The 24,666-nt window shown below is 45.6% G+C and carries 31 protein-coding genes and 3 pseudogenes; 6 read left to right on the top strand and 28 right to left on the bottom strand.

The genetic code is table 11. The annotated features are described in order from the left end of the window. Positions 1-165: 165 nt before the first annotated feature. From pdxR to VV089_RS05525, 11 genes are all read right to left on the bottom strand, one after another. The gene (gene pdxR / locus VV089_RS05575) at positions 166-1,602 is read right to left on the bottom strand and encodes a MocR-like pyridoxine biosynthesis transcription factor PdxR (RefSeq protein WP_334335230.1); all 1,437 of its coding nucleotides are present in this window, start codon (positions 1,600-1,602) and stop codon (positions 166-168) included. A gap of 186 nt (positions 1,603-1,788) precedes the next feature. Further along, positions 1,789-3,456, bottom strand: coding sequence for a glutamine--tRNA ligase/YqeY domain fusion protein (locus VV089_RS05570; RefSeq protein ID WP_334335229.1), 1,668 nt, complete (start codon positions 3,454-3,456; stop codon positions 1,789-1,791). Positions 3,457-3,616: 160 nt separating this feature from the next. Then, complete coding sequence (locus tag VV089_RS05565) at positions 3,617-4,204, bottom strand: HD domain-containing protein (protein WP_334335228.1); 588 nt, start codon at positions 4,202-4,204, stop codon at positions 3,617-3,619. Positions 4,205-4,277: 73 nt separating this feature from the next. After that, a complete protein-coding gene (locus tag VV089_RS05560; protein WP_334335227.1) occupies positions 4,278-5,291 on the bottom strand; it encodes a penicillin-binding transpeptidase domain-containing protein in 1,014 nt (337 codons plus the stop codon). Beyond that, the gene (locus VV089_RS05555; protein WP_172540833.1) at positions 5,288-5,728 is read right to left on the bottom strand and encodes an N-acetyltransferase; all 441 of its coding nucleotides are present in this window, start codon (positions 5,726-5,728) and stop codon (positions 5,288-5,290) included. The genes VV089_RS05560 and VV089_RS05555 overlap by 4 nt, the downstream gene beginning before the upstream one ends. A gap of 21 nt (positions 5,729-5,749) precedes the next feature. Further along, positions 5,750-6,100, bottom strand: a complete 351-nt coding sequence (locus VV089_RS05550; RefSeq protein WP_172540834.1) for a DUF2200 domain-containing protein — start codon at positions 6,098-6,100, stop codon at positions 5,750-5,752. Between the two features lie 9 nt (positions 6,101-6,109). After that, positions 6,110-6,535: a DUF3788 domain-containing protein gene (locus VV089_RS05545; protein ID WP_172540835.1), complete on the bottom strand. Its 426-nt coding sequence runs from the start codon at positions 6,533-6,535 to the stop codon at positions 6,110-6,112. A 31-nt stretch (positions 6,536-6,566) separates the two neighbouring features. Next, a complete protein-coding gene (locus tag VV089_RS05540; RefSeq protein ID WP_334335226.1) occupies positions 6,567-6,977 on the bottom strand; it encodes an iron chaperone in 411 nt (136 codons plus the stop codon). 245 nt (positions 6,978-7,222) lie between these two features. After that, the gene (locus VV089_RS05535) at positions 7,223-7,645 is read right to left on the bottom strand and encodes a dihydrofolate reductase family protein (RefSeq protein WP_442891481.1); all 423 of its coding nucleotides are present in this window, start codon (positions 7,643-7,645) and stop codon (positions 7,223-7,225) included. 145 nt (positions 7,646-7,790) lie between these two features. Further along, positions 7,791-8,474: a DUF2461 domain-containing protein gene (locus tag VV089_RS05530; protein ID WP_334335225.1), complete on the bottom strand. Its 684-nt coding sequence runs from the start codon at positions 8,472-8,474 to the stop codon at positions 7,791-7,793. 15 nt (positions 8,475-8,489) lie between these two features. Next, complete coding sequence (locus tag VV089_RS05525) at positions 8,490-9,341, bottom strand: RNA polymerase sigma factor (protein ID WP_334335224.1); 852 nt, start codon at positions 9,339-9,341, stop codon at positions 8,490-8,492. A gap of 453 nt (positions 9,342-9,794) precedes the next feature. Between VV089_RS05525 and VV089_RS25200 the strand changes: the two are divergent. Continuing rightward, a pseudogene (locus VV089_RS25200) lies at positions 9,795-9,883 on the top strand (ABC transporter ATP-binding protein); the annotation flags it as partial. 94 nt (positions 9,884-9,977) lie between these two features. Next, positions 9,978-10,241: a hypothetical protein gene (locus VV089_RS05520; protein ID WP_334335223.1), complete on the top strand. Its 264-nt coding sequence runs from the start codon at positions 9,978-9,980 to the stop codon at positions 10,239-10,241. Between the two features lie 273 nt (positions 10,242-10,514). Here VV089_RS05520 and VV089_RS25195 read toward each other — a convergent pair whose 3' ends face one another. Further along, positions 10,515-10,931, bottom strand: a complete 417-nt coding sequence (locus tag VV089_RS25195; protein ID WP_442891479.1) for a DUF4143 domain-containing protein — start codon at positions 10,929-10,931, stop codon at positions 10,515-10,517. Between the two features lie 208 nt (positions 10,932-11,139). On the opposite strand from VV089_RS25195, the pseudogene VV089_RS05515 reads away from it, so the two are divergent. Together VV089_RS05515 and VV089_RS05510 are read left to right on the top strand one after the other, a co-directional pair. Beyond that, a pseudogene (locus VV089_RS05515) lies at positions 11,140-11,769 on the top strand (transposase); the annotation flags it as partial. A gap of 260 nt (positions 11,770-12,029) precedes the next feature. Next, positions 12,030-12,383 carry a helix-turn-helix transcriptional regulator gene (locus tag VV089_RS05510; RefSeq protein ID WP_334335222.1) on the top strand — a complete coding sequence of 118 codons (354 nt, stop codon included), beginning with the start codon at positions 12,030-12,032 and terminating at the stop codon, positions 12,381-12,383. A 103-nt stretch (positions 12,384-12,486) separates the two neighbouring features. Here VV089_RS05510 and VV089_RS05505 read toward each other — a convergent pair whose 3' ends face one another. The 12 genes and pseudogenes from VV089_RS05505 to VV089_RS05450 form a co-directional block, all read right to left on the bottom strand. Then, positions 12,487-12,738, bottom strand: coding sequence for a helix-turn-helix domain-containing protein (locus VV089_RS05505; protein ID WP_334335221.1), 252 nt, complete (start codon positions 12,736-12,738; stop codon positions 12,487-12,489). Further along, positions 12,722-12,919, bottom strand: coding sequence for an RNA polymerase sigma factor (locus VV089_RS25190; protein WP_442891537.1), 198 nt, complete (start codon positions 12,917-12,919; stop codon positions 12,722-12,724). Before VV089_RS25190 ends, VV089_RS05505 begins: the two co-directional genes overlap by 17 nt. A 245-nt stretch (positions 12,920-13,164) precedes the next feature. Continuing rightward, positions 13,165-13,314: pseudogene (locus VV089_RS05495) on the bottom strand (transposase); the annotation flags it as partial. 206 nt (positions 13,315-13,520) lie between these two features. Continuing rightward, the gene (locus VV089_RS05490; RefSeq protein ID WP_442891477.1) at positions 13,521-14,060 is read right to left on the bottom strand and encodes a hypothetical protein; all 540 of its coding nucleotides are present in this window, start codon (positions 14,058-14,060) and stop codon (positions 13,521-13,523) included. Continuing rightward, positions 14,057-14,815 carry an ABC transporter permease gene (locus VV089_RS05485; RefSeq protein ID WP_334335220.1) on the bottom strand — a complete coding sequence of 253 codons (759 nt, stop codon included), beginning with the start codon at positions 14,813-14,815 and terminating at the stop codon, positions 14,057-14,059. The genes VV089_RS05490 and VV089_RS05485 overlap by 4 nt, the downstream gene beginning before the upstream one ends. A 3-nt stretch (positions 14,816-14,818) precedes the next feature. Further along, positions 14,819-15,619 (bottom strand): ABC transporter permease, encoded by an 801-nt coding sequence (locus tag VV089_RS05480; RefSeq protein ID WP_334335219.1) that lies wholly within the window; start codon positions 15,617-15,619, stop codon positions 14,819-14,821. Continuing rightward, on the bottom strand, positions 15,603-16,526 hold the full coding sequence (locus VV089_RS05475; RefSeq protein WP_334335218.1) for an ABC transporter ATP-binding protein: 924 nt from the start codon (positions 16,524-16,526) through the stop codon (positions 15,603-15,605). Before VV089_RS05475 ends, VV089_RS05480 begins: the two co-directional genes overlap by 17 nt. A 127-nt stretch (positions 16,527-16,653) precedes the next feature. Continuing rightward, the gene (locus VV089_RS05470) at positions 16,654-17,577 is read right to left on the bottom strand and encodes a sensor histidine kinase (RefSeq protein ID WP_334335217.1); all 924 of its coding nucleotides are present in this window, start codon (positions 17,575-17,577) and stop codon (positions 16,654-16,656) included. 1 nt (position 17,578) lies between these two features. Continuing rightward, positions 17,579-18,280: a response regulator transcription factor gene (locus tag VV089_RS05465; protein ID WP_334335216.1), complete on the bottom strand. Its 702-nt coding sequence runs from the start codon at positions 18,278-18,280 to the stop codon at positions 17,579-17,581. Further along, on the bottom strand, positions 18,273-18,470 hold the full coding sequence (locus tag VV089_RS05460; RefSeq protein WP_334335215.1) for a helix-turn-helix domain-containing protein: 198 nt from the start codon (positions 18,468-18,470) through the stop codon (positions 18,273-18,275). The genes VV089_RS05465 and VV089_RS05460 overlap by 8 nt, the downstream gene beginning before the upstream one ends. A 272-nt stretch (positions 18,471-18,742) precedes the next feature. Beyond that, positions 18,743-19,111, bottom strand: coding sequence for a hypothetical protein (locus VV089_RS05455; RefSeq protein WP_334335214.1), 369 nt, complete (start codon positions 19,109-19,111; stop codon positions 18,743-18,745). 69 nt (positions 19,112-19,180) lie between these two features. Next, positions 19,181-20,371, bottom strand: coding sequence for a M20/M25/M40 family metallo-hydrolase (locus tag VV089_RS05450; RefSeq protein ID WP_334335213.1), 1,191 nt, complete (start codon positions 20,369-20,371; stop codon positions 19,181-19,183). 291 nt (positions 20,372-20,662) lie between these two features. On the opposite strand from VV089_RS05450, the gene VV089_RS05445 reads away from it, so the two are divergent. Together VV089_RS05445 and VV089_RS05440 are read left to right on the top strand one after the other, a co-directional pair. Beyond that, positions 20,663-20,932: an autorepressor SdpR family transcription factor gene (locus tag VV089_RS05445; protein ID WP_442891476.1), complete on the top strand. Its 270-nt coding sequence runs from the start codon at positions 20,663-20,665 to the stop codon at positions 20,930-20,932. Then, on the top strand, positions 20,929-21,570 hold the full coding sequence (locus tag VV089_RS05440; protein ID WP_172543305.1) for an SdpI family protein: 642 nt from the start codon (positions 20,929-20,931) through the stop codon (positions 21,568-21,570). The genes VV089_RS05445 and VV089_RS05440 overlap by 4 nt, the downstream gene beginning before the upstream one ends. Positions 21,571-21,585: 15 nt before the next feature. On the opposite strand, the gene VV089_RS05435 is transcribed toward VV089_RS05440, so the two are convergent. The 4 genes from VV089_RS05435 to VV089_RS05420 all read right to left on the bottom strand — a co-directional run bounded on the left by VV089_RS05435 (position 21,586) and on the right by VV089_RS05420 (position 24,588). Beyond that, positions 21,586-22,155, bottom strand: coding sequence for a hypothetical protein (locus tag VV089_RS05435; RefSeq protein ID WP_172543304.1), 570 nt, complete (start codon positions 22,153-22,155; stop codon positions 21,586-21,588). Beyond that, a complete protein-coding gene (locus tag VV089_RS05430) occupies positions 22,148-22,666 on the bottom strand; it encodes a helix-turn-helix domain-containing protein (protein WP_334335212.1) in 519 nt (172 codons plus the stop codon). Before VV089_RS05430 ends, VV089_RS05435 begins: the two co-directional genes overlap by 8 nt. A 179-nt stretch (positions 22,667-22,845) precedes the next feature. Next, positions 22,846-23,721 carry an SDR family oxidoreductase gene (locus VV089_RS05425; RefSeq protein ID WP_334335211.1) on the bottom strand — a complete coding sequence of 292 codons (876 nt, stop codon included), beginning with the start codon at positions 23,719-23,721 and terminating at the stop codon, positions 22,846-22,848. Positions 23,722-23,739: 18 nt separating this feature from the next. Then, entirely contained in the window at positions 23,740-24,588 is an 849-nt protein-coding gene (locus VV089_RS05420; RefSeq protein WP_334335209.1) for a CPBP family intramembrane glutamic endopeptidase, read from the bottom strand. Positions 24,589-24,666 lie beyond the last annotated feature (78 nt).

Below are 24,666 nucleotides of genomic sequence, written 5' to 3'. Positions count from 1 at the left end.
CGTTAGGTTCATCATAAAATATAAATGAAACATCGTCAATCATTCGCAGGTTTTTTGAAATTAATTTCGCGCTTCTCTTTCTATTTTGTGCAACTCGATTCAGATATAAAAAAGAAGGCCGTGCTTTTGTATATTTTCCACAAAAGCAGACCCAGTTTTTCTTTTTTACTTATTTTCCCTTTTCCGACCGCTCCATGCTTGATACAGTCTTTCGGCCGCTTCTGCTATCCCCTTCTCCGGTAATGTGGCGTAGCCCAGGATGACGGTTGGCTTCCGGCCTGTCTGCCCCCGGCCCTCTCCCGGATTCCCTATCTCATATTCTGAGAGGGGATACACCTTTACGCCCTGGTCTCTGGCCCTCTCGATACCTTCTCTCTCTGTCATGCCGTTCGTAAATTCCACCAACAAATGAACGCCGGCATGTTCGCCGGTAACATGGCAGAAATGGGACATTTTTTTCAGCTCGCCTAAAAGAAGTTCGTGCTTTCTTCCATAGATAGTCCGCATCCGGTTGAGATGCCGTTCATAGTGCCCTTCCTTCAGAAACTGATTCAGAATCATCTGGTCAATCCGGGACACGGTGGAGGAAAACGTATGAAGAATGGCTTCACTGTCCCTAAGCAGCCCCTCCGGAAGAACCAGGTAGCTGACTCGGATGGCAGGGGCTATGGACTTGGAGAAGGTTCCCAGATAGATAACCTTTCCTCTCGAATCCGTTGCGCAAAGGGCCGGGATCGGCTTTCCCTTGTAGCGGAACTCGCTGTCGTAATCGTCCTCGATAATGTACCGCCCCTCTTCTCCTGCTGCCCAGGAAAGGAGCTCCAGGCGGCGTTTGATGGGCATTACGATTCCCAGTGGATACTGGTGGGAGGGCATCACATAGGCGATTCCGGCTCCCGACTGTTCAAGCCCAGAGGCCTGCATGCCGGAGGCGTCCATAGGGATGGTACAGAGCGCAAAGCCAAGCCGGGCAAAGATTTTGTATGCGTGCTTGTAGGTGGGCGTTTCCATGGCTATTCTACGATTGCATCCGAGAATTGCAGACAAAAGAAGGAGCAGGTAGTCGTTTCCAGCTCCTATCACCACTTGCTCCGGACGGCAGTTGACGCCCCGGGCCTGGTGGAGATAACTGGTGATTGTCTTGCGAAGCTCCCACTCTCCCTTGGGATCTCCTAACTGAAACAAGTCTTTGTTGTCGTCAAGCAGGATGTTCCGGGTGATTTTGCGCCAGGTTCCGTAGGGGAAGCTGTCCAGATCTATGCCGCTGGGGGTAAAGTCATAATCACAGGCAGGTTCCGCCTTGACAGAAGTCTGGAAGCCTGCGGCTGTCTCTTTTTGAAACCGGAAGAGCTCTTCTATCTGGCAGGCGTAGTAGCCTTTGCAGGGAATGGATTCTAAGTAGCCTTCTGACACCAGTTGTTCGTAGGCCAGATCTACGGTGCTGCGGCTTACCTCCAGACAGGCGGACAGAGCGCGGCTGCTTGGAAGCTTTTCTTTTGCTTTGATGCGGCCGGTCTGGATGTCTTGCTTGATGTAGGTGTAGATTTGTTCGTATAAGGGGATTTTGCTTTTTGGGGTTAGGGCGATGGTTAGTTCCTGCATTTGATTGTACCTTTTGTGTGGAGACAGATAATTTTAAAAAGCTTTGCTGCAGCGCAGAGGTTTTTAAGCTGGTTTTCCTCTGCACGGGGCTGCGTATAAAAAGCGGCTGCCGGGAAAGACAGCATCCTTCATTTCTGATCTCATCTTTCCCGACAGCTATTTTGTTTTGTTCTCTTAAGTTTCCGCCTATGCCTTTGGCAGCTTGAAGGAGCTTTTCAGGGATACAATCCGGTTAAATACCAGCTTTTCTTCTGTGGTGTCTCTTGCGTCCACGCAGAAGAAGCCGTTGCGCACAAACTGGTAGCTGTCGTAAGGCTTTGCTCCCTCAAAGCCCGGCTCCAGATAAGCCTTCTCTACCACGGTCAGGGAATTGGGATTCAGGTTGAGGCTTCCGTCCTCATTGTAAACGCCCTTCTCCTCGTCTATGATGTTTTCATACAGGCGGACTTCGGCGGTCATGGCGCAGGGAGCCGGCACCCAGTGGATGGTTCCCTTTACTTTTCGTCCGGTGAAGCCGCTTCCGGCTTTTGTCTCTGGATCATAGGTGCAGTGCACCTCGGTGATGCGTCCGTTCTCGTCCTTGACAAAGCTTTCGCATTTTACAAAGTAGGCATGCATTAAGCGGACTTCGTTGCCGGGGAAGAGACGGAAATACTTTTTCGGCGGCTCTTCCATAAAGTCTTCGCGCTCGATATAGAGCTCCCTGCAGAAGGGGATCTTACGGCTTCCAAGGTCTTCATTTTCCAGATTGTTGGCTGCGTCCAGATATTCCACCTGGCCCTCGGGATAGTTGTCGATGATAAGCTTGATGGGATCCAGGACTGCCATCAGTCTTGGGCGCTTAAGCTTTAGATCCTCGCGGATACAATACTCCAGCATGGCATAGTCTACGGAGGACTGGCTCTTGGAAATACCGCAGAGGTCTACGAACATGCGGATGGATTCCGGAGTGAAGCCTCTTCTGCGAAGAGCCGCAATGGAGACAAGGCGCGGATCGTCCCAGCCGTCCACGATGCCTTCTTCTACCAGCTTTTTAATATAGCGTTTTCCCGTTACCACGTTGGTGAGATAGAGCTTTGCAAACTCGATCTGACGGGGCGGAACGGGATATTCCAGCTCTTTTACGACCCAATCGTATAACGGACGGTGATCTTCAAACTCCAAGGTGCAGATAGAGTGGGTGATGCCCTCGATGGCGTCCTCGATGGGGTGCGCAAAGTCGTACATAGGGTAGATGCACCATTTGTCTCCCGTGTTGTGATGGGATATATGGGCTACCCGGTAGATCACGGGATCCCTCATGTTGATGTTGGGGGACGCCATATCAATCTTGGCTCTGAGCACCTTCTGTCCGTCAGCATATTTTCCGGCGCGCATGGCTTCGAAAAGCTCCAGGTTTTCTTCTATGCTTCTGTTACGATAGGGGCTTTCTTTGCCCGGCTCGGTTAAAGTTCCCCGGTAAGCCCGGATCTCCTCTGCCGTGAGATCACAGACAAAGGCTTTTCCCTTTTTGATGAGCTTGACTGCTGCCTCGTACATGGCTTCAAAGTAGTCGGAGGCAAAGAAAAGGCGATCCTCCCAGTCGGCTCCCAGCCATTCTATGTCGGCTTTGATGGACTCTACAAACTCGACCTTTTCCTTGGTGGGGTTGGTGTCGTCAAAGCGCATGTTGAATTTGCCGTTATATTTCTGGGCCAGACCGTAGTTTAAAAGTATGGACTTGGCGTGGCCGATGTGGAGATAGCCGTTGGGCTCCGGCGGAAACCGGGTGTGCACAGTGTCGTATACGCCTTCAGCTAAATCCTTATCTATCATCTGCTCTATAAAATGTTTGCTGGTTACTTCGTTTTCCATAACGCCCTCCTCGAATGTGACTGCCGGTTCCTGTTCACTCTGCGGCCAGGAACAATTGCTGCACGTCTCTTTATTTTTGCGCAATACCATTTTGACTGTGAAAATCATACCACAAATGGGTTTGGGTGGCAATAGAAATTGTGCAGAAAAGAGTTGATGTCTATTCTCTCAGATTCCCTTTCCGGATATGCTTTTGGATAATCTGATCTGTCACCTCAAACAGCTTTTCCGACCCCAGTCTTGTCTTTCTCTGCCGTCCATAGACCTGCTCTGCGGTCACTCCATGATCCTTCCAGTCGCCGCCGTTGTTGCTGTCGTTGAGAATCAGGGGCTGCAGATTGTCCATGACATGGGCATACTTTGCCTCCGGCGTCTTATACTCCTCGAATTCATCAAAAAGGGCGGTAAACTCCCGCTTCTGATCCTCCGGGAGCAGGGAATAGAGCTTTTCCTTTGCCGCATCCTCTCTCGCCTTCTGGGTTTTGAGATTTTCCGCATCGTAGGCATAGGTGTCTCCAGCTTCAATCTCTACAATGTCATGGATTAAGCACATCAGCATCACCTTTGTTATGTCAATCTCTTCGTTGGCGTATTCTCGCAAAAGATAGGCCATGACTGCCATATGCCAGGCGTGCTCTGCATCGTTTTCATTCCTGCCATGGCCGGATAAATGGGTCTGGCGGTATATATTTTTTTCCTTGTCAATCTCCAGCGCAAAGTTCAATTGCTTTTTTAAGCGTTCTTCCATGCGGCTGCTCCTTTCTGCCCTGTTAAAAATCGGTGTGTGAGCCTTTTTCCCAGTTACTGCCGTCATTTCTGCCTTATTTCATTTCATCTGCATAGAAGTCGGAAATCAGCCGGACTGCAATCTCTCTTGCCGTGGCGCTGGATACCATTTCATCCTCTGTTCTTCCAAGATATACGCAAAAATATACGGCTCGGCTGTCATTTTCCGCAAATCCGGTGTACCAGGCGTCCACAAGCACGCCCTCTGCCTTTCCCATCCCTGTTTTTCCATAGATAGAGAGCTCTGTCCCGCTTTCTTCTTGTCTGTACATAACCTGCTTTAGCTGTTCCCGGCTCTTTTCTGTGTAAAGGGAATTTTCCCCGAAGATACGCTCCATCACCTCTGTCTGCTCCTTGGGCGAAATCGCCAGAGAGGACTCAATCCAGAAGCCCGTCAAGGCCCGATTGTTATTGTTGGTGTTGAGGCGTCCTTCCCAGTCGGAAATGTCGCAGTTGCCGTAAGAAAGCCCTCTAAGCCCTTCCGCCATACGCTCCTGCCCTATCTCATCTATGACTTCCCTGAAATACCAGACGCAGGATTCACGGAATGCGTGTTCGAAATCCATGTTCTGGTTCCACTGTTCATTCCAGAATGTCTCGCCGCTCCATTCCCGGACAGAAGCCGCCGGGTCAAGGATTCCGTTTTCCAGGGCAATCAAAGAAGAAATGATCTTGAAAGTGGAACATGGGGAGCGCCGGGTCTGTGCCAGCTCCTGATTGTAGATCCGGTATACTCCGTCAGCCGGATCGTAGAGAACCGCTGCGCCATTGATACCGTTAAAATAGGCTGACCAGTCCTCTTCTATGATAGCCGGCTCTAAAGCCGGCTGTTTTCCGGAATCTGCTGACGGATTCTCTGATGGATTTTCTGACAGATTCTCTGGTGGATTCTCTGACAGATTTTCTGTGAGGCTTTCTGCTGTTTCTTCAAACGAGGCTTCGTCTTTTATGGGCTTCTCTTCCGGATTACCTCCGGAACAGCCTGTCAGTACACAGAAGCATAATACTGCCAGAATTTTTGAATTATAGAAAAGCTTTCTTGTTTTCATGGCTCTGCGCTCCTGTCCCAGCACATCTCGTACTCTTTTTCTCCTGTATTTTCATCCATGCCTTCTCTTTGTATGTGAAAGCCTTCTCTCTGGTAGAATTTCACTGCCCTTGTGTTCTTCTGGTATACGCTTAATGTCAGCTGCTCCCGGCTGCTCTTGGAATAATCTAAGAGTATCTTGCCGATGCCGCCGGACTGTGCGCTGCTTCGGACAAAAATTCCGGCGATGTAGTGATCTTGCAGTCCCACAAAGCCTTTGATCTTGTTTTTATCCCCTTCTTCATAGACAAATATTTCTGCCTGGGCAAGCTGCTCTTTTACGGCAGCCAAATTGTCCTTCCAGTATTGGGATGCAATAAACGAATGGGCTTTCAAATTGGTGTCCAGCCAGATGTGTGCCACTTCGCCCAAATCTTCCTCCTGCATCTTTCTTATCATCGAAACGTCTCCTCTCCCGTATCATGCACGCAGAATCTTTTCCATAGGCTTTCCCTTTGCCAGCTCATCTACCAGCTTGTCCAGATAGCGGATTTTCTGCATAAGGGGATCCTCGATGGCTTCTACGGCTATGCCGCAGATCTTTCCTTTGATGAGGGAACAGTTGGGATTCATAGCCGGCGCCTCCCGGAAGAAGGTTTCATAGTCTGTCTCCCTCTCTATCTGCCGGGCCAGCCCCTTCCGGTCATATCCCGTAAGCCAGCAGATCACTTCGTCCACCTCTTCTTTGGAACGATTTTTCCGCTCTGCCTTTTGTACAAGCAGAGGGTAGATTTTTGAAAATTTCATGGCAAATACTTTTTCTTTTTCCATAAAACTGCCTCAGCTTCCTTTCCCACTCCGGATTTTAATAAGGCGGAGCACATCCTCATAGCTTTCGCCGGGATCCTCCAGGTCAATCATAAGCCATCTCTGGCCATTCCCCTCCTGGGTCTTTTGGTAAATCTCCTGTATTTCAGCGCTGCATTCCGGAAGCATGGCTTCCACGGCCTCCTTTTCCTTCCGGCCCACTACGATCATAACGGTAAAATAGGCTTCTCTCAGATAAATGGTGCACAGGGCCTTTCCCGATTTTTTAAACTTCACATTCCATCCAGGTTCCATGCTGCAGGAGCTGAATTCGATTTTTTCGCTTACGCCGTAGGTTTCTTTTATTTCGGAACAAAATGTTCGAAACAGGGGATTTCCAACTGTCTCTGCAATTTCCTCCAGGGTTGGGCAAAAAGTACGGTCTTTGAAATCTATCATGTCTGACACCTCGTTGATTCTATTTTGATTCTTATGGGTGGTTCCCGGTTGCATCGCACCAGGCTGCGATCTCTGCAATCAGCTCAAGAGGCAGAGGCTTATTCAGGGGAAGCTGGATCGTCCCTTTGCTTGTCTTATACTCCTTCAGCCGCTCGGCAAATTCTGCCACAGCCTCGGGCCCCGGATACAGGCCGATGTGCTTTTTAAAGCCTGCAAAATGGATGATATTGTGCCCCTTCCAGTAGGTAGGCATACTCCAGGAAATCCGCTCCTGTGCCTCGGGAAGCGCCGATCGTATGGCCTCCCTCACCTGGTTCAGATATCTCTGCGCCTCTTCCGGCTGCGCCGCAATGTATTCATCAATGGTTTCCGGCACTTTCCCACAGTAATGATCCTGGTTCTGCTTCTTGAAGCTGCGGCCGCATTTTGGACATGTCCACATGGTTTTTCTCCCTTTGCATCTATTAGATTATAAAGCTTGTTATCTTATCACTTCTATGTATCATACCACACTCCGCACAGTCGAAACAAGGAAAAACCCAAAAACAAATGCACCGCCGCCAAGCAATCCCACAAATTGCTCAAAGAACGATGCATCCAAACACGATCTTATTCTCAAAAATATTTGCAGTCTTTCTCACCGCTTTTCATACACCATCTCCGTGATTCCATTATAGAAATGCACCTTTACAAGCTTAACTTAAGCTCAAAATCCAAAGAGCCAAACAGACGCGTGCCAGAGCCCAGCAGGGTAGGAATAACGGAAAGGTAAAAGGTGTCAATCGGCTCCTCCTTTAAACGGCGAAGCAAAGCCCCCGGCCTCTCACTGACAAAACAGATATCCTCACCCCCTAAATCCTCCCCCTCCCGATGCGTAATTACATAGCTGGTCAGCTCCCTATAAGGCCATTGGCCGGGAGATAACTCCGTCACTACCTGGTGATAAGTATTCCATCCCATAATTACCGTATCAATATCCTTTATAAATTCCGAATAAGTATCCTCATTTTCCACTTCCTCATTTTGACCGTTCAGCCAGCCGACATTTCCGTTTTTGTCTGCAATATAACCATCTACACTTACTGCAATAAATAATACAACCTTTCTCATACCCCTTCTCCTTTCCCGACAGATACTTCCCCATACATCAATCTCAGTCTCATATTGAATACTACTCCCACCCCCCGCCCCATCCCCCCGTTCAGCCGTGCTGTGGCTTTCGCCGCAGCACGGCTGAACGTTTTCCCCCAATCACCTATCTCACCGGCATCTCAAACCCCTCAAGCCCCTTATTAAGATAATCATTAAAAGGCTTCATAATCCGAAAACATTCCACCGCCTTTGCCAGAAACGCATCCGCATCCATCAATTCCTCATCTTTCAGCGGATACTCCAGATACCAGCTCTTAAACTTCAAATACTCCGCCTGAGGATGCTCCTTCTCATACCCGGAAGGAACATTTTTCAGTGCCGTCCCCTGGACCGTAAAACGCTGCTCAAACTCCGGCTCATGGATCACCCTTTCCCATTCCTCGCCATTTTGAACAATATAATCCCGTACCAGCCTTGTTGCATCCTTAAACATATCCGCAAACAGTCCGCCTCCCAAAAAGGACTGATTGCCAGGCTTTATCATAAGATAATACCCAACCGGAACCGGCAGCTTCCCCTTAGATGAAATATGAGCGCGAAACGCCGGGTTATAAGGCGATTTGTCATGGCTGAAACGGGTATCCCTTACAAGTTTAAAAGTAAGCTCCTTGGGCGCATAGTTCAAAATGCTGCTGTCAAAGCTCCCAATCTCAAGCATCAAAGCCTGCAGTAAGGCTTCAAACTCAGCATTTGCCTTTTTGTAATCCTCTTTGTGAGCATGATACCATTCACGGTTGTTATTCATGCTCAGCTCCGACAGATAATTTACAATCAATGACATATCCATAATCTTCTATCTCCTTTACGCATTTTTGATAACTGAAAACTGTGCGGAATTTAAAAGCTCTTGTACAAGGCACTTCATATGCTCAGGCGACTGATAAGCCTTGCAGAAGGAGAAATCCTGCGACAAATCATCCATTTCCTCCATCGCATGCTTCACATCAAGCATTGTCTCAACAGATATTTCATTCGTCTTCGTATAATCCAACTGCCGGGGATTCAGCCGATGGCTCTGGATTGCATAATTTACCCTGTCCCTGCACCGGCAGGTTCCGCCGCCATAGGCTCCGCAATACTGCTCCAAAAAGCCCGCCATCTTTTTCCGTATCCTGGAAAGCCGCTGGCGGTATGCCTCCGGCGTCATTTCCAAAATCTCTCCTGCAATACGGCTGTCAATCCGGAACATGGTTCCCAATATGAAAATGCATCTGCTCTCCGTATCCAGACATTGCAGCATCACATTCGTACAGGACATTTTCAATTCCTCCGCTAAGATATCCTGTTCCACATTCTGGGCTAAATCGGGAATATCCTGTATCTTCCCGTTTTTGATATCATCGCCGTAAAATTCGAAGCTCAGGGGCGCATGGGCAAACATGTGCTTTTTATAATCCTTCAAATGATTCACAGCAATGCGGAAAACCCATGTTGTAAATAAACTCTCGCCCCGAAAAGAAGATAAATGTGTAATCATCTTCAGCAAGATATCCTGTGCCGCGTCCTCTGCGTCCGCAAATGTTCCAAGCATCCGCAGGGATAAATTGAATACCATGTCCTGTACGCCTGTGACAAGGGCCTCAAGAGCTTCCTTGTCCCCGGCTGTGGCCTTCTCTGCCAAAGCCTGTAGTTCTTCGTTTGTTTTTTTCTCCATCTACGCTTCCTCCTATTCTAAGTCGCTGCGCGACAGCACTAAAGGGTAAAGCTGCTTCGACACACCGGTAATGAGAGAAACTTTTATTCGAAAGGGCACTCATAAAAGTTCCTCTCGTGCGCCTTTGCAGCTTTACCGTCCAGCAGAAATTATTTTTAAGATACACTTGACATTTCTTAGCTGGACTATTTTAAGTTCCATAATATCCCTCAAATACAAGATACTACTATTTAATTAGACAGCTTACGTCCGCCTCTGTGACATATAAAAATTATTTTTTACCCCCAATTCCTCTTATCCCACAAAATTTCTTCCTCTATTATTCGAAACAACTCTTTCAGATACTACTCCAGCATAGCATAATAGAATAATAAAAACAACGAAAGCCGCTCAAGGCCTAACAAACTTAAGACCACAAAATCTGTACGATTAACGCACTTAAATGACCGCTGCCTGTCCGAAAAACGCCTGGTACTGCTCTCCACCCACATTGTGTCAGACATCGCCTATATTGCAATGAAATCCTTCTTATGAAAAACGGCTTCATCCAGACACAGGAATTGCATTATTTGATACAAAAATAGTTATGGGGTAGATGAAATAACGGAACAGATGATTGGGCAGACTGCACAATACATGAACGAAGATACTGTTACTCCGGTAGGTTGGTGGGTTTCATGGTGTTGTCCAAACGGGAAAATTCAAGATGTATATTATGATGATGTACCGGATTTTAAGCATATGAATCCCTGTGCAGTAAACCTTGTTGATAAACAAAACAGAATGAAATTTGTAAAAAGCGCTGTGAAAAATTTTGAAGAACATATTTTAAAACATTTAAAAACCTTTAATATTCTAAAAGCAGTATGTTTTTCGGATAAAAGCAGAGGGGAAGTATAAAATATAATTTTCCCCCTATAATTCTTAGAAACAGTTATCTCGTTCTTCTGTCTTTTCTTTGGAAACTGTCCATAAGGGCAAAAACAAGGGAAAATACATATCAATTCACTGTATGAGGCTTGAAAAGCCTTGAAAAACAAGGAAAGTTCAGGAAATTTATCTGCAGATCCCGATTGTGATTTGATACTTTTTAAGGAAGGCAAATCACAAGAAGCATTATAGCACAAAATGAACCGGTATGGTGAACGGATTGAAGCATGCGATTTAAAAAGATTAGTTTTTTAATGCAGTAATAGGCACCACAAACACTCCATCCGGACGCTGATAAACCGCATTTGCCATACCACAAGGCACACAGAACCGCAGGCGGCTTTCCGTTTGGATCCTGTTTAATTTCCTTTTGAATATGAAGAAGATTTTCTGCTGCGGTGTCCTGCCAAAAGATTCCGCATAAATCTTCAAATCTCTCTCACAGAGCGCTTTAAATAAAAATCCTAATGTCTCCAAGTCCCCCATTAAGCTGGCTTGCGTGGCATTCAAAAGGGCGCATGCAAGGCATGGATCTGAAAATTGGTGCTTTTCCGACTGTTTTACCCGAACCGACGAGCAGACATTTGCGGAAAAAAGAAGCTGATTGTCCGTAATAAACAGTCTTGCAGAAATATCCAGATATTCCTTTACGGTTTCCACATCAATGTCTTCATCATCTTTCTCTTTTATATCATTTTTAGTTTTTTATTGGCGGCTGTTGTGCTCTCGTTCCTGGCCAAAGAGCGGAGCAGCAGACGCATCTTTGTTGTATTGCGTTTGATGCCGTCAACATGATATATTCAATCATGGACTGTTATAAATTATCATTTTCATAATAGTATAAAATATACCCTTTTTCCTTAAAAACATAACTGCGGATGCCGGATATGAAAGTGAAGAAAACTATGTGTTTCTTGAAGAAAACGGGCAGCTTTCCTATATAAAGCCTGCCAACTATGAGATTTCAAAAACACGCAGGTACAGGAATGACATAGGAAGAATGGAAAATATGGAGTATGATGCGGAATCGGATGCCTATATCTGCCGGAATGCGAAAAGGCTGGTGCCAGACCATGTGAGACATTCCAAAAGCAAAACAGGTTATATAAGTGAGAAGACGATTTACAAATGTGAGGACTGCAGCGGATGTCCGTATAAAGCTGAATGCATCAAGGGCAGCAATTGTAAAACGCCGCTGGAAGAAAGGACGAAAACACTTCAAGCTGCCAAGACGTTTCTAAAATGCAGACAGGAAGATTTGGAGCGGCTCCTTACTGATGAAGGCATTGTTCTCAGGATGAACCGGAGCATCCAGGCAGAAGGCTCTTTCGGGGATTTAAAGCAGGACATGCAGTTTCGGAGATACGTAAGCAAAGGAACGTCAAATGTGCTTGCGGAAAGCATACTGCTGGCCATGGCGAGGAACATAAACAAGCTCCATCATAAGATTCAAAAAGGCAGGACAGGAACTCATTTGTTTCCAGTGAAAAGCGCTTGATTTTAAACATCTTAAAACAAACATTCAAGCCATGTGAGATGGCTTATTAAAGTATACTCTTTTTATAGAATAACAGGGCGCTCAAGGAATTTTTCTTGAAATCACATATAAAAACAGCAAAAATGAAGCTGCCGTTTCACGAGTTTTCATTCGTTAAAGCGACAGCCCCATTTATATGTTCTATTTTGGCTAACTAATAGAACTGTGTAGACATATCCAAGACGAAAGGTGAACAGTAAAATGTAATAGGATGAATAATCATGGCAAAAAGACCAGTACCACGATACGATTTTAAGGCTTTTGGAGAAGCAATCAAGGCAGCCCGGAAAGGGCGCAAGGAGAGCCGGAAAAAGGTATGCGACGAAATGTATATCTCGCCGCGTTACCTTGCGAATATTGAGAATAAAGGGCAGCACCCCAGCTTACAGATATTCTTTGAGCTTATGCTACGTTACAATATCTCGGTAGATCAATTCCTTTTGGAGCAGCCAGTCGGGAAAAATACCCAGCGGCGGCAGCTTGACGCACTGCTGGACGATATGAGCGATACGGGAATACGGATAGTCACCGCCACGGCGCGGGAGATCGCAGAGGTTGAGGGTGAGGAAAAATAAATGCTGTCCGGCTAAAATTGAACAGGAACTAAGAAGCGTTGTAATCTTTTTTGAGATTGCAGCGTTTTCTTTTGTATAATGTAATAACTATTTCTTTATCAGCTTAAATCTTAAATGAAAGGATAGCCCTCATAAGCCGTGACTGTAAACGGTCGCGTATGTCCTCGTCTATGCCCCAATAGGTATTGCCGCGCTCGTCGCGGAACTTCCGCATAGACAGGGACGCTATGTAGCTTTCGTAGTGCTTAACGACAATCGCCATAGCTTCCGGGTCGCCCTTTGTTGCGGCTATGATTACCGGGTAAGGCAGTAAGCCGCTTTCAGCGTTTTCATTGTTGCTAACCTTTGTAATCATAGGCGTGTTCCTCCAAATAGCGTTTTAACAGCTTCATAGAGCTTGTCCGGCGGGTCTGTACTGTTGTCCTCGGAATGTTGCAGTATGTCGCAATTTCCCGTTCGCTCATATCAAAGAAATAATACAGCAGTACGGTTTCCCGTTTTTCGTCCGACAGACTGTGCAAGGCTTCAGAAAGCAGCTTTGCGGTAATTTCCTTACCTCCGATAATGAAAGACTTTTCCGCTTCAACATCTGCAAAATATTCGTCGTAGACGTAAAGCCTGTTTTCTTCCTCCGGCGGCAGATCGGAAAAAGTAACTTCACGTAATTACCGCTGCTTTGTGTCCCTGTGGGCGTTCATAGCTTCATTCTTCAACGCCCGCTTGCAAAAACCATTAAAAGCACAACGGATTTGCCATTAGGTACGATTAGGTTCGTTCATGTTCTCACCTCCTTGTATCTGCATAATGTACTTATTATTTCTCGTACATCGAGCTTCAACTGACCGAATAATTTCTTTTTTCGGTATTTAGGTATAAATACAATATGGTACTGGCATTTCCATCTTGTATGTGATAAACTTTTACTGTCCATTTGGACCGCCTCCTATTCTTGAGATTGGCTTGCGACACCTTTCTCATATTAGCATAGGAGGCTTTTTTAAGGTATCCTCTTTGCTACGGCTTACTCTATTCTCCCCAGCATAGCTGGGGGATTGGTGTTTTCATTCACAGGACTTTCGGAAGCAGATCTGCTTTGTCATATCGCTTCCCCTGATTAGAATGGGCATCCAGCAGTCATTATTCGATATTCAATTCCATACTTCCTGTAAAATCTTCACATTCAATACCAATATAGTTATTGCCACTTGACAATGTAATTGTTTCCTTATAAGTTCCGTCCGTTTCAATCAAGCTAACTGGGTTTTCGCTTCCTGAAATCCAAAATACTTTAGCAGTACCACTGTCAACTTTTAGGACGCACTCTACATTTAATTCATTTCCCTGCTCTCTTTCAACATCAACACCGCCAAACAGATATTCCGTTTTTGAAAAGTCCTCATATTCGGCTGAATAAGTTCCAACGTAATTATCAATCCCTGTAGTACGTTCCCCCTGCAAAGAAGATTCAGAAGTTAAAACAGTGTTTCCGCCAATTTCATTTAGCGCATCCATGATGTCTAAAGCAGTATTTTTTGGAGTGTCGCCTACGGTATCAGAAGCCACATCAAGTATCTTTTCCGTCCCGTCTGATAGTGCCTGATAAATGCTGTTGCAGCCGGAAAGCGATAAAGCACCCATACATATTAGAATGATACAAAGTATTCTTTTTCCTGTCATTGAATATCTCCTTTGCCTTTTATTTTTTGCGTTTTGCTCCTGTCATATGCCAGAAGCAGCATAACCGCAGTTATAACAAGCATAATCAGAAGTACAACAACGCACCGGAAAATATTATATGTGCCGGTTTCCATGCCATTTTGATAATTGATGAAACCAAGTCCTATCGTAACCGGGTAAAGACAGGACAAACCATGACCGGAAGCAAAAGTCCCTATAAAACCATAAAAAAATGCAAAAGCTACGCCCGTCATAAATGCTCCTGCCCTTTGCCCTGTAAATACAATAATAGGAAGCACCGATATAAATACAAAGCAATTCATTCCAACCATTTGGACAAGCGATCTCATTATGCTGCCAAGAGCAATTCCCTCATATCTGCAAAAAAGCGAAATGAGAGCAGTAAATAAAAGTTCCACTACCGCCAGAAAGACAGAAATCATTCCGCAGACAAATACTTTACCAAAAAGCAGGCTTCGGAAAGATACCGGGATTGCCATTATATTTTTAAGCGTGTCGTCTGTTCTTTCACGTTCAATCATATAACCCGCAATCATTACGATTGTCGCCGGAAAGATAAGCGAAAAGCTGTTCCATATTACATCATCTGAAAAACTGGAAAATGTCGGCGTTCCCGGCGTACCAATCTCCATAAAACAGGTTAGTAAAACAACAGACAGCATAGTTGCAATTCCAATCCAGATAACAGAGTAACGTTTTAATTTCCAGAGTTCTGTTTTTATGAGCCTTGCCATTTCTTACACCTGCCCTTCCTGCTTTTTGTAGATTTTGATAATCGCAAAATAAGAGATACCTCCAAGGATAAAAACGGTAAATACTACAATTTCTAATTTCAGAAAGTAAGGATGCCAGTTTTCAAAAGCAGTTGTTCCCTGCCCAATCATTCTTGAAGCCTGCCAACGATAAATAACAGGCGTAGGTAAAAGACTGGTAAGCACTTTCAACACTTGATTTTCTGATGTGAATTGCCCTGTAAAAGCAAGGGAAAATCCAAACATTGTATAGAAGAATGTCAAAATAACTGCAAATATATAAGAGCGGTTAAATTTTACAATCGCAATTATAATCGGAAGTGTACCCGTGGCATATAGAATAGCTGTAATAACGGCAATTACAAGTTTATTCCAAATATTGCCCAAATCAGTTCCGGCTATTATCCCGCCAATGATTGCAGAGAACAATGTCACACAAGTGAATAAAAGGCTGATAAAGTATAATACTATGATTTTTGCAGTCGCAATTTTCCATGCCGAAACAGGAATAGCCATCAAATTTTTCAAAGTTGCATTATCTCTTTCCATGTAAAAAAGCATAGCCGATATAATGCCAAGTATGCAGGGAAGCATGACAGGGACAGCTATACAAAAGAGCATATCATATAAGCCGTCAAAAGCGTTCAAATCGCCCACATTCCCTTTTAGCACAAGTGCAGTAAACGGGATAGGAAAAAGCAACGCAGAAAATATTACGAAAAGGACAAACTTTTTCCGTTTCAATTTCCAAAACTCACATTTTACAAGATCAAGCAATCCCTTCACCCCCTGTTACACGCTTGAAATAATCTTCAAGGCTTTCTTCGCAGACATAGGCTTCTGACACGGTAAGCCCGTTTTCGACAAAGGCTGTTACAATTTCACCGACAGGAATGTCTAAATTATGCAGACGCATCTTATAATCGTCCTGTATGGTAAACTGCGTTTCATGGAAACCCTGTTCTAAAATCCTTGCCGCCTGTGTTGTACTGGAAACGGTAAAACGGATATGTCTGCTGCTTTTTGCTTCCAGTTCTGCAAGGCTTTCTTCCTCCAATAATGCGCCGTGGTCGATAATTCCAATATCATCAGCCAAAAGTGCAATCTCGGAAAGAATATGGCTGGAAATCAATATCGTTTTTCCTCTTTCGTTACAGAGGTCACGAATAAAAGAGCGCACTTCCGCAATTCCAATCGGATCAAGGCCGTTAATCGGTTCATCCAAAATCAAAAGCTCCGGGTCGTGCATAATGGCAAGGGCAATCGCCAATCGCTGCTTCATGCCAAGGGAATATTGGGAAAACAGCTTTTTGTCTTTATAGGGAAGCCCCACTAAATCAAGCGCATTTTTAATTGCATTATGGCTCGGCACTCCCCGCAGGGTAGCAAAAATGCGCAGGTTTTCTGTGGCGGTCAGATTCTGGTAAAATCCGGGGGATTCGATCAGATAGCCAATCCGGGGCAGGAGCTTTTTCTCATTTGTCCGTAAAGGCTGTCCCCAGATTGTAACTTCCCCGGAAGTGGGCTGTGTCAGCCCAAGCAGCATTTTCATGGTCGTTGTCTTTCCGGCTCCGTTCCTGCCAAGCAGACCGTAGATGCGTCCCTGCTTTACATGGATATTCAAATCCGCAACGCTTTTCTGTGTTCCGTATTGTTTGGTAAGATTTTTTGTTTCAATTACATATTTGCTCATTGCGAAACCTCCTTTTTCATATTTGCTATTCTATCACGCTAACCTTGCCAAAACCTTGCCGAAACCTTGCTTTTTTCATGTTTTTACAGCTAACAGAAATTTGACAAACTGAAAAATCCCCGTATTACTACAGGGATTTTGGAAGCAATATTGTAAATATAGTTCCCTTATCAGGAGTGCTGTCAGCGGCAATCGTTCCTTTATGGGCTGCCACAAGTTCTTTTACAATAGATAAGCCCAGCCCGTTTCCTTTTGCAGACCGTGACTGGTCGCATTGGTACATCCTCTCAAAAATATGTGGGAGATGATCGGGGGATATTCCTTTTCCATTATCTGTTAATGTAATTCGGGCTTGCCGGTTATTTTCTGAAATACGGAATATCACTTTATTTCCTTTGCTATGGATAAGCACGTTCTGCAGCAGGTTGTTGAGGATACGGCTATACGCATTTACATCTATACGCATAAGGTATTCCGTTTCCGGAATATCAAACTCATACTCAAAATTACTGTTTTCTAAAACGGAAATCCAATCAGCTACGATGTCCCGGGATGCTTCATTCAAATCCAAAGCCTCAAAGTGAAAAATCTGTTCCCCGGAATCCAGTTTCACCCACTCAAAGAGATTTTCCACAAAATGCTTCAGGTAATGGGCTTTCTCAAATGCGACATGGACGTATTCGTCTTTTTCTTCTCCTGCCACTATCTTACATTCGATTGCTTCCAAATAACCGACCAGAGAAGCAAGGGGAGTTTTGACATCATGGGAAATACTGGTCATTAACCGTTTGTACGCCTGTTCAGACTGTTTTTGTCTGATAAGCTGTGTCTGGCTGTTCATTGCAATCTCATTAATGCCATAGCAGATTTTTCTTGTCATATCATTTTTCTTAGTCAGCATACGGCGGTTTAAGTTCCCGGATTTTATATCTTCAAGCACTTCCTCGATAATAGACAACTGCCCCCGTACACGCCTGAGTTTTGTGAAAAGAAACAGGATTACCAACAAAGCAATGCAAAACATAATCAATAAAAATGGGTTAACACTCATGTCAAGCCTCCCTGTTAAAACGGTAGCCAACGCCACGGACAGTCAAAATGTAAAACGGATGCTCCGGGTCTGGTTCAATTTTTTTCCTCAATTTGCTGATAAATGACATGATATTACTGTCGTCAAAAGCATATTCTTCCGCCCAAACCTGCATATAAATCTGCTTTTTTGTAAATACCTTGCCCTTATTTGATGCCAGAAAAGAAAGCAGGTCAAATTCTTTTCCTGTAAGTTCAATCTGTTCATTTCCTTGAAAGACTAGGCGGTTAAGGCTGTCAATCGTCATCCCCTGAAACGTCATGCAGTCTGTTTCAGGACTGGAAACAGGATTAAGCAGGGTATAACGCCGGATTAAGGAATTTACCCGTGCCATAAGCTCGTTGATGCTAAACGGCTTTGTCAGGTAATCGTCCGCCCCCATCCGCAAGCCGGACACTTTATCCTCTTCTTCGCTTTTTGCAGTCAGCATAAGGACAGGAACATTACTTGTCTGCCGTATTTGCTGCAATACTTGAAAACCATCCAGATCAGGCATCATAATATCAAGAATAATAAGTAAACAGGTATCCTTGTTTTCCTCCAATATCCGCAGCCCTTCTATGCCGCCGTTAGCGACAACCGCAACAAGGCTCTCCTGCTCTACGCATTTTTTCATAAGCGCACAAAGTTCTTTGTCATCATCAATAACCAAAACCTTATTCATGCTTCCCCGTCCTTCCTGCTTTTGTGCGGGCATCAGCCGGCTTCTCAGCATCTTTTGGTATCAGCCACAAGCGGCTGAATTTTGCCACGCCCGGTATACGGTTTTCCTCACACAGTTTTTGTACCCGTCTTTCTGAAATCCCCCACTTCTTTGCCGCTTCTGGGGCAGAAATATACTCTAACATCTTCATTCACCCTTCCTTTAATCTCTGTCATATAATTATATGCGGTTGGGCGAATCATTTCAAGTATTTAAGACCTGCATCATGGAAATGTGCATAACTGGCTATGAAACTATGGAAAACCCCATTCACAGCCTGTGGAAAAGAAAAAGCAGCTTTCCCACATCCTGCAAACAGGGTTTCCCACAGTTCCATAAACACAGCCAGTTATACGACATTCCCACAATGCCTGCGCCTACGGAATCCATCTCTCTATCTATTTCTTTGTTAGAAACATCTTTTTACAGACCTATTCCCGCCATTCTTGCGAAAACGGCTTTTCGCCCGATAAGTTCCGACTGTTTTTCTTTTGTCAGGCCCTCAAACACACCCTTATACCCTTTTTCCAGCAATGGAGTACCTTTTGCTATAAGATACAGCTTCATATCAAGCCATTCCTGCCATAATGCTTCAAACAATGCCTTGCCGTCCGTAAAAGTTGCATCTTCCTCAAAGCCATGCGGCGGCGTATAATATTTGAGCATCACAAAACCATATCTGCCTACATCAAGCACTACAATATCCGCCATTTCGTACAGCTCTGCAAACGCATCAGCCGCCTTTTGACATTTTGCACGTTCTTTATCTGTGATATAAATCTTCTTTTCCATATTGCTTTACCTCGTTTCTTATAAAATTTTACCATATTCATTTTATAAGAACCACCTGCATACCAGCTTTTATTCCTCTTGTTTTGGCAAAACCCACTTTACTAACAATTCACTTCCTTGAACATCAAAGTCATCCTGCATCAAAAGCTTCAAAAGCTTTGTAAGCCTAAGAAGCTCCGAAACCTGCGTATACTCCTCACAGGAATGCACCTGCTCCATAGCGCTTGCAAGTACCAGGCCTGGAATCCCGTGAAGGGACAGATTGCTCTGATCGCTTCCGCCAAAGGTCTCCACCAGCCGCCCGGACAGGCCGAGCTTCTCACAGGCCCGGCTAAACCGTCTTACAGAGCTGTGCTCCTTTGGCGTATGGTAGGCATGAACAGGAACCTGGAACGTCATCCGGCTGCTTCCCCCCGCCTTCTCTGCCTCCTTCCGAAACAATTCCTCTATCCGCTTTGCCTGTTGAAGAGCCCCCTCGTGGGAATAGCTCCGGATCTCCCCAATCAGAGAGCAGCGCTCCGGCACAATATTGGTCGTCCCTCCTCCGCCCTCAATCCCTCCGATATTCACTGTCATATCCTCTCCCACACGCCCAAGCTCCATGGCCGCCACCGCCCTTGCTGCAATGGCAATGGCATGAACCCCCTTCTCCGGCGCAAAGCCGGCGTGGGAAGCCTTTCCGCTCACCTCAATCTGAAAATCCACCAAAGTAGGAGCCCGGTACGCAGCCGTGCCTACCGGCCCGGTCAGATCCAGAATAAAAGATTCCTCTGCCCTTACCCTGGAAAAATCAAAAACAGCGCTTCCCTTTAGATGCTTCTCTTCCCCAATAAAAAAGACAACCTCCAAATCCCGGCACAAAGCTTTCTCCTCCTCGAGCTCCCACAGAGCCTCCAAAAGAGCCGCCGTCCCGGACATGCAGTCCGCTCCCAGAACTGTTGTCCCATCGCTGGTAATCCTGCCGTCCTCATGTATCACCGCCCTCTTTCCTTTGGCCGGCTCCACCGTATCCATATGAGCGGCAAACAAAAGAGGGCTTCCCGGAAGCTTTCCCTTGCGGAAACCATACACATTTCCAGCCGTCCCTTTGTAGGCTCTGCCCCCTTCATCTTCCTCCGCCAAAAAGCCAAGCCTTCGAAGCTCCGCTTTCAGTACATCCGCCATCTCACGCTCCCCAAAACTGGGCGAATCAATAGATACCAGCCGCTGAAAAGTCCTTGTCAGCCGCTCCTCATTAACCTGCATTCTCTTCTCATCCATTTTTAAGCCAACCCCTTTTCCAAGATAAGTCAAATACCTCCCAGCCAAAAGACACACCGGCATACTTCTGTGCTGTCCGCTTTTATTGTGCAGGTTTTCAAAAAAAATGTCAATAGCCTCTGCCTATCCCCCTCCAAAGGTTACTGTTCACTTTGTGACCAGTAACCTATAGCCGGCAATCCAAATATTTCTACCGGAAATATACTTGACATCCTCATTATACCATGCTATCTTTAAATCAGATATTTAGACAATTATCTAAATATCTAATATCAAAAAGGAGGACTGCCCATGAACGACGCATTCAAAGCTCTGTCCGATCCCACAAGACGCAGAATCCTTGAACTGCTCTCCGACCGGGATCTGTCAGCTGGTGAAATCGCCGAATACTTCGACATTTCCAAGCCGTCCATCAGCCACCACCTAAGCTCATTAAAAGCGGCCGGCCTAGTCTTAGACGAACGGAAAGGGCAGAATATCATTTACAGCCTGAACATGACCATCTTTCAAGAACTCGTCAAATGGTTTTACGATTTTTCCAAAGGAGGTACCCATACATGAAAAAGCAAACCATCATACTCACCATTATCTGTATCCTATCCTTTGCCGGGCACCTGCTGATATTCCCAACGCTGCCCGACCAGGTACCCATCCACTGGAACATCTACGGAGAAGCCGACAACTGGGCCGGCAGGCCGTCCACCCTGTTTCTTGCCCTCCTGCCCCTATTCATGCTTTTCCTGCTCCATGTCATACCCAGAATCGATCCCAGAGGCAAAAGCTACGAAAAGCACCAAAAGGCCTACCAGGTATTTATCACCCTGCTCATCCTCTTCCTCAACGCCATCCTCTGGATCGCCAACGCCGCCTGCCTCGGTTTCCCCGTTCCCATAGAACGCATGGTACCCATCGGCGTCGGCATCCTTCTTTTGACCTTCGGCAACTATATGCCGCAGCTGCGCACCAACTACACCATAGGAATCAAAAACCCCTGGACCCTGGAGAGTGAGTGGGTATGGAAAAAGACACATGCTATGGGCGGAATTGTTTTCTGCATGATGGGATTTATTATGGTCTTAAGCGGCTTCTTTTCCACCGGCTGGATGTCGAAGCTTTCCCTTGGCGCTATTCTTTTTGGCGTATTCGGGCTTGAGACATATTCCTATCTGCTGTATCGGAAATGGAAAAAGAACGGCTAAACCGCATACCTTTTACTAAAACTCAATTTCATTGACGCACCCATCCGCACCGTAAGAAAAGTGTATCACCTGGCTTTTTCCGTACTCCTCCGTTATTTTTTGATACTCCTCTTCGTTTGACTTTGCTTCCTCCCCATCTGTTACAGAGGTATAGCGCTCATTTCCGTTTTCATCATACTCTATATAGACGGCTTTTTTCAGATAAAGCTCATTTCCGCTTTTGGACACAGCATACTTTTCTATGCTGTGTCCGGATGCTGCAAAAATGCCGTCCCGGGAAAAGGAAATCGGATAGGCTGTTCCGTCGCTCATAATGGTTCCAAGTTCAAAAAACTCATCCTTTCCATAATAATACACCGTACAATAGACAGCTGCCTGCTTCTCTGCTCCTGTGTCATACACCCCATCCGAGGTTACCATCACATAATTTTTATAATCCATATCCAAAAATGCGTAAGCCTCCTCATCTCCCAATTTCTCGACCAAAGGGCCGTAAGGATTCTCCTTCTGCTTATGCCCGCAGGCTCCCAGACACATTACAATTACCATCAAACCTGTTATTACCGTTTTCTTTTTATTACACATCTTTCTTTTTCTCCTTCCATCTTTCCATCATATACGCCATGCCCAAAATAACTCCGATTGCAATCAGCAAAATCGCAGGGGCCATAAGCCGCCCATAGTTGACCGGCGCGCTCGCATACTGGCCGACTGCTATGTACCGGTACAATATATATGCGATACTTTCGGTAGTACTTTGAAGCGCCTCAATAAATAATGCGGCCAACGCTCCAATCATAAGAAAAAACAAACCGCTGAGCAATAAAATTGTCATCTTCTGGTTCCTCCGGTTTATTTTTATCATATCCTGCAGTGAAATTTTTTCTTCTTTCACGGACTGCCCTCCTTTCAGAAAATCATCCAAAGAAATCTCAAACAGTTCACATAAAACGATCGCACTTTCCAAATCCGGAGATGAGATTTCTTTTTCCCACTTTGAAATTGTCTGTCTTGACACATTCATTTTTTCGGCAAGCTCCTCCTGTGTCATTCCTGCCATCTTTCTGATTTTTTTAATTTTCTCCCCTACATTCATCAAAAAACCTCCTTGAGTCCACCTTATAAAAGAACGCTGCTTCTTTCAAGCAACTGTTTTTAACATTCCTGATAAAAAGCTTAACATTTGGTATCCGGCATAATCAGACAGGCGCTTTTAAGCTTTTTAAGCAAAGAAATGCGCCCATACTATTTCATGGACGCAAAACAATTCCTATATCATAACAACCGTTCATTTGCCGAAAGCAGCTGCTCTAACGTCTTTGGAAATTCAATTCCGAACTTTTCTGCTTTTCCCATATGAATCCTTATATTTCGTGGATTCCCTGCAAAGGCAGTCTCATTTTTTTTCAATTTCTCTGTGGAATATCCCAGGCCTTCCAGAAGCCTGCGGACAGTCTCGTAGGTATTGTACTCATTTTCCGAGCCAAAATTATAAACCCCTCCCGGAAGAGAGAAGGTCTGGCAAAGCTTTTCCACCACCAGATTCACATCCGTAATCCCACGATAATCATAAACCGGATACACCATCTCCCGTTTCTTTGAAAGAGCCTCCAAAAAAGCAGTCAGAAAATTCCCATGCTCCCTTTCCGAAAGCCGTTCCCTGTCATACATCCAGCAGAGCCGCAGGCAGACACTGTCCGGGCAGAGCTCCATGCACCGCTTCTCCGCCTCCAGCTTCTGCCGCCCATACTCTCCTGCCGGGCTTACCGCCTCATCCTCCCGATGGGCCTCCATTCCCCTGCTTCCAAAATAAATCTGATCCGAGCTGCAGAAAATAAGCTTTGCCCCAATCTTGGCACAAGCCCTTGCCAGATACCCGGTTCCATCCACATTGATACGCCGGGACTCCTCCGGATGCTCCTGGCACCACCCTGTATCCGAGACAGCCCCACAGTGGATCACAACCTCCGGCCTCACCCTATCCACATAAGCTTTCACCGAAGCCTCGTCACAAAGATCCATTTCTGAATGCCCCGGCCCGGACACTTGAAAGCATTTCCCATATTCCCTTACAATCCGGCTCCCGAGAAAGCCCGTGGAGCCAGTTACCAGCATCCTTCTTAAATCCATGTTTTTGCCTTTATCTTCCATCTCATTTTCCTCCGTCGGTTAAATCCCAATCCCAATTCCCGGAAGCTTTCCATCTTCTTCCTTCAAAAACTCCTTCTTCATCAGCCAGATGCCAAGAGAAAACATCACAGCTCCCACAACCAGACATCCTATGTAAAAAACCGTCGGATTCATCGCCTCCAGCCTCTCAGCCGCCGGTGTCAAAAAAGCAGAATAGGCGTTAAAGACTCCATGAAAGAACATAGAGGCCAGAAGATTCTTGTACTTCAGCACAAGATACCCGCATATAAGCCCTACCAGAAAGGCATAAGCTCCCTGAACCAGATTCAAATGCATAATCCCGAACAGCAGGGCCTGCACTACGTTAATAACCCAAAAGCCTGCGCCAGTGCGCTTTAAATACTCCACCGTAAGCCCCCGGCACACAATCTCCTCCCCAATAGGAGCCATAATCACCGTTGCAATGGCAGAAAGGATTGTCAGCTCTCCAATGCCGCTTTCCTCTATCATTTGATTGTAAACCTCAATCTGCTCCGGATTCACGACGCTCCATCCCAAAAGGAGCAGCCCAATCAGACACTGCGCCCCAATGGCAATGCAGAAAATACCTCCCAGGGACTTCACGGAAAATGGACTCTTTTCCTTCTCTCCCCTCACTGCCTTCTGCCGGAACACGCCGAAATAGTACCACAGCCCTGTAACAAAAAGCGTCATCACCTGGGTGAGCACCATAATCGCCATCACATTATCAAGAGCTGACTGGGCCCCGGCCTCCACTCCATAGCGTATCATATACCACACCATCAAAACCACGGTTCCGGCAAACTGAATCGTAATAAACACAATCACCGGAAGAATACTCAGTAAAAACCATCCAAATTTTTTCATAAAGCACCTCCAAAAAGCATCCGCGCCGTCAGCTTAAAAGCTCCTGCTTTATGACGGCGCTGTTTCTGATATGTTTTT

Origin of the sequence: Candidatus Merdisoma sp. JLR.KK011 (genome assembly GCF_036941125.1) — a bacterium.
Taxonomy (GTDB): Bacteria; Bacillota; Clostridia; order Lachnospirales; family Lachnospiraceae; genus Laedolimicola.
The sequence above is the reverse complement of the archived record's forward strand: the minus strand, read 5'-3'. Positions and strand labels throughout refer to the sequence as shown.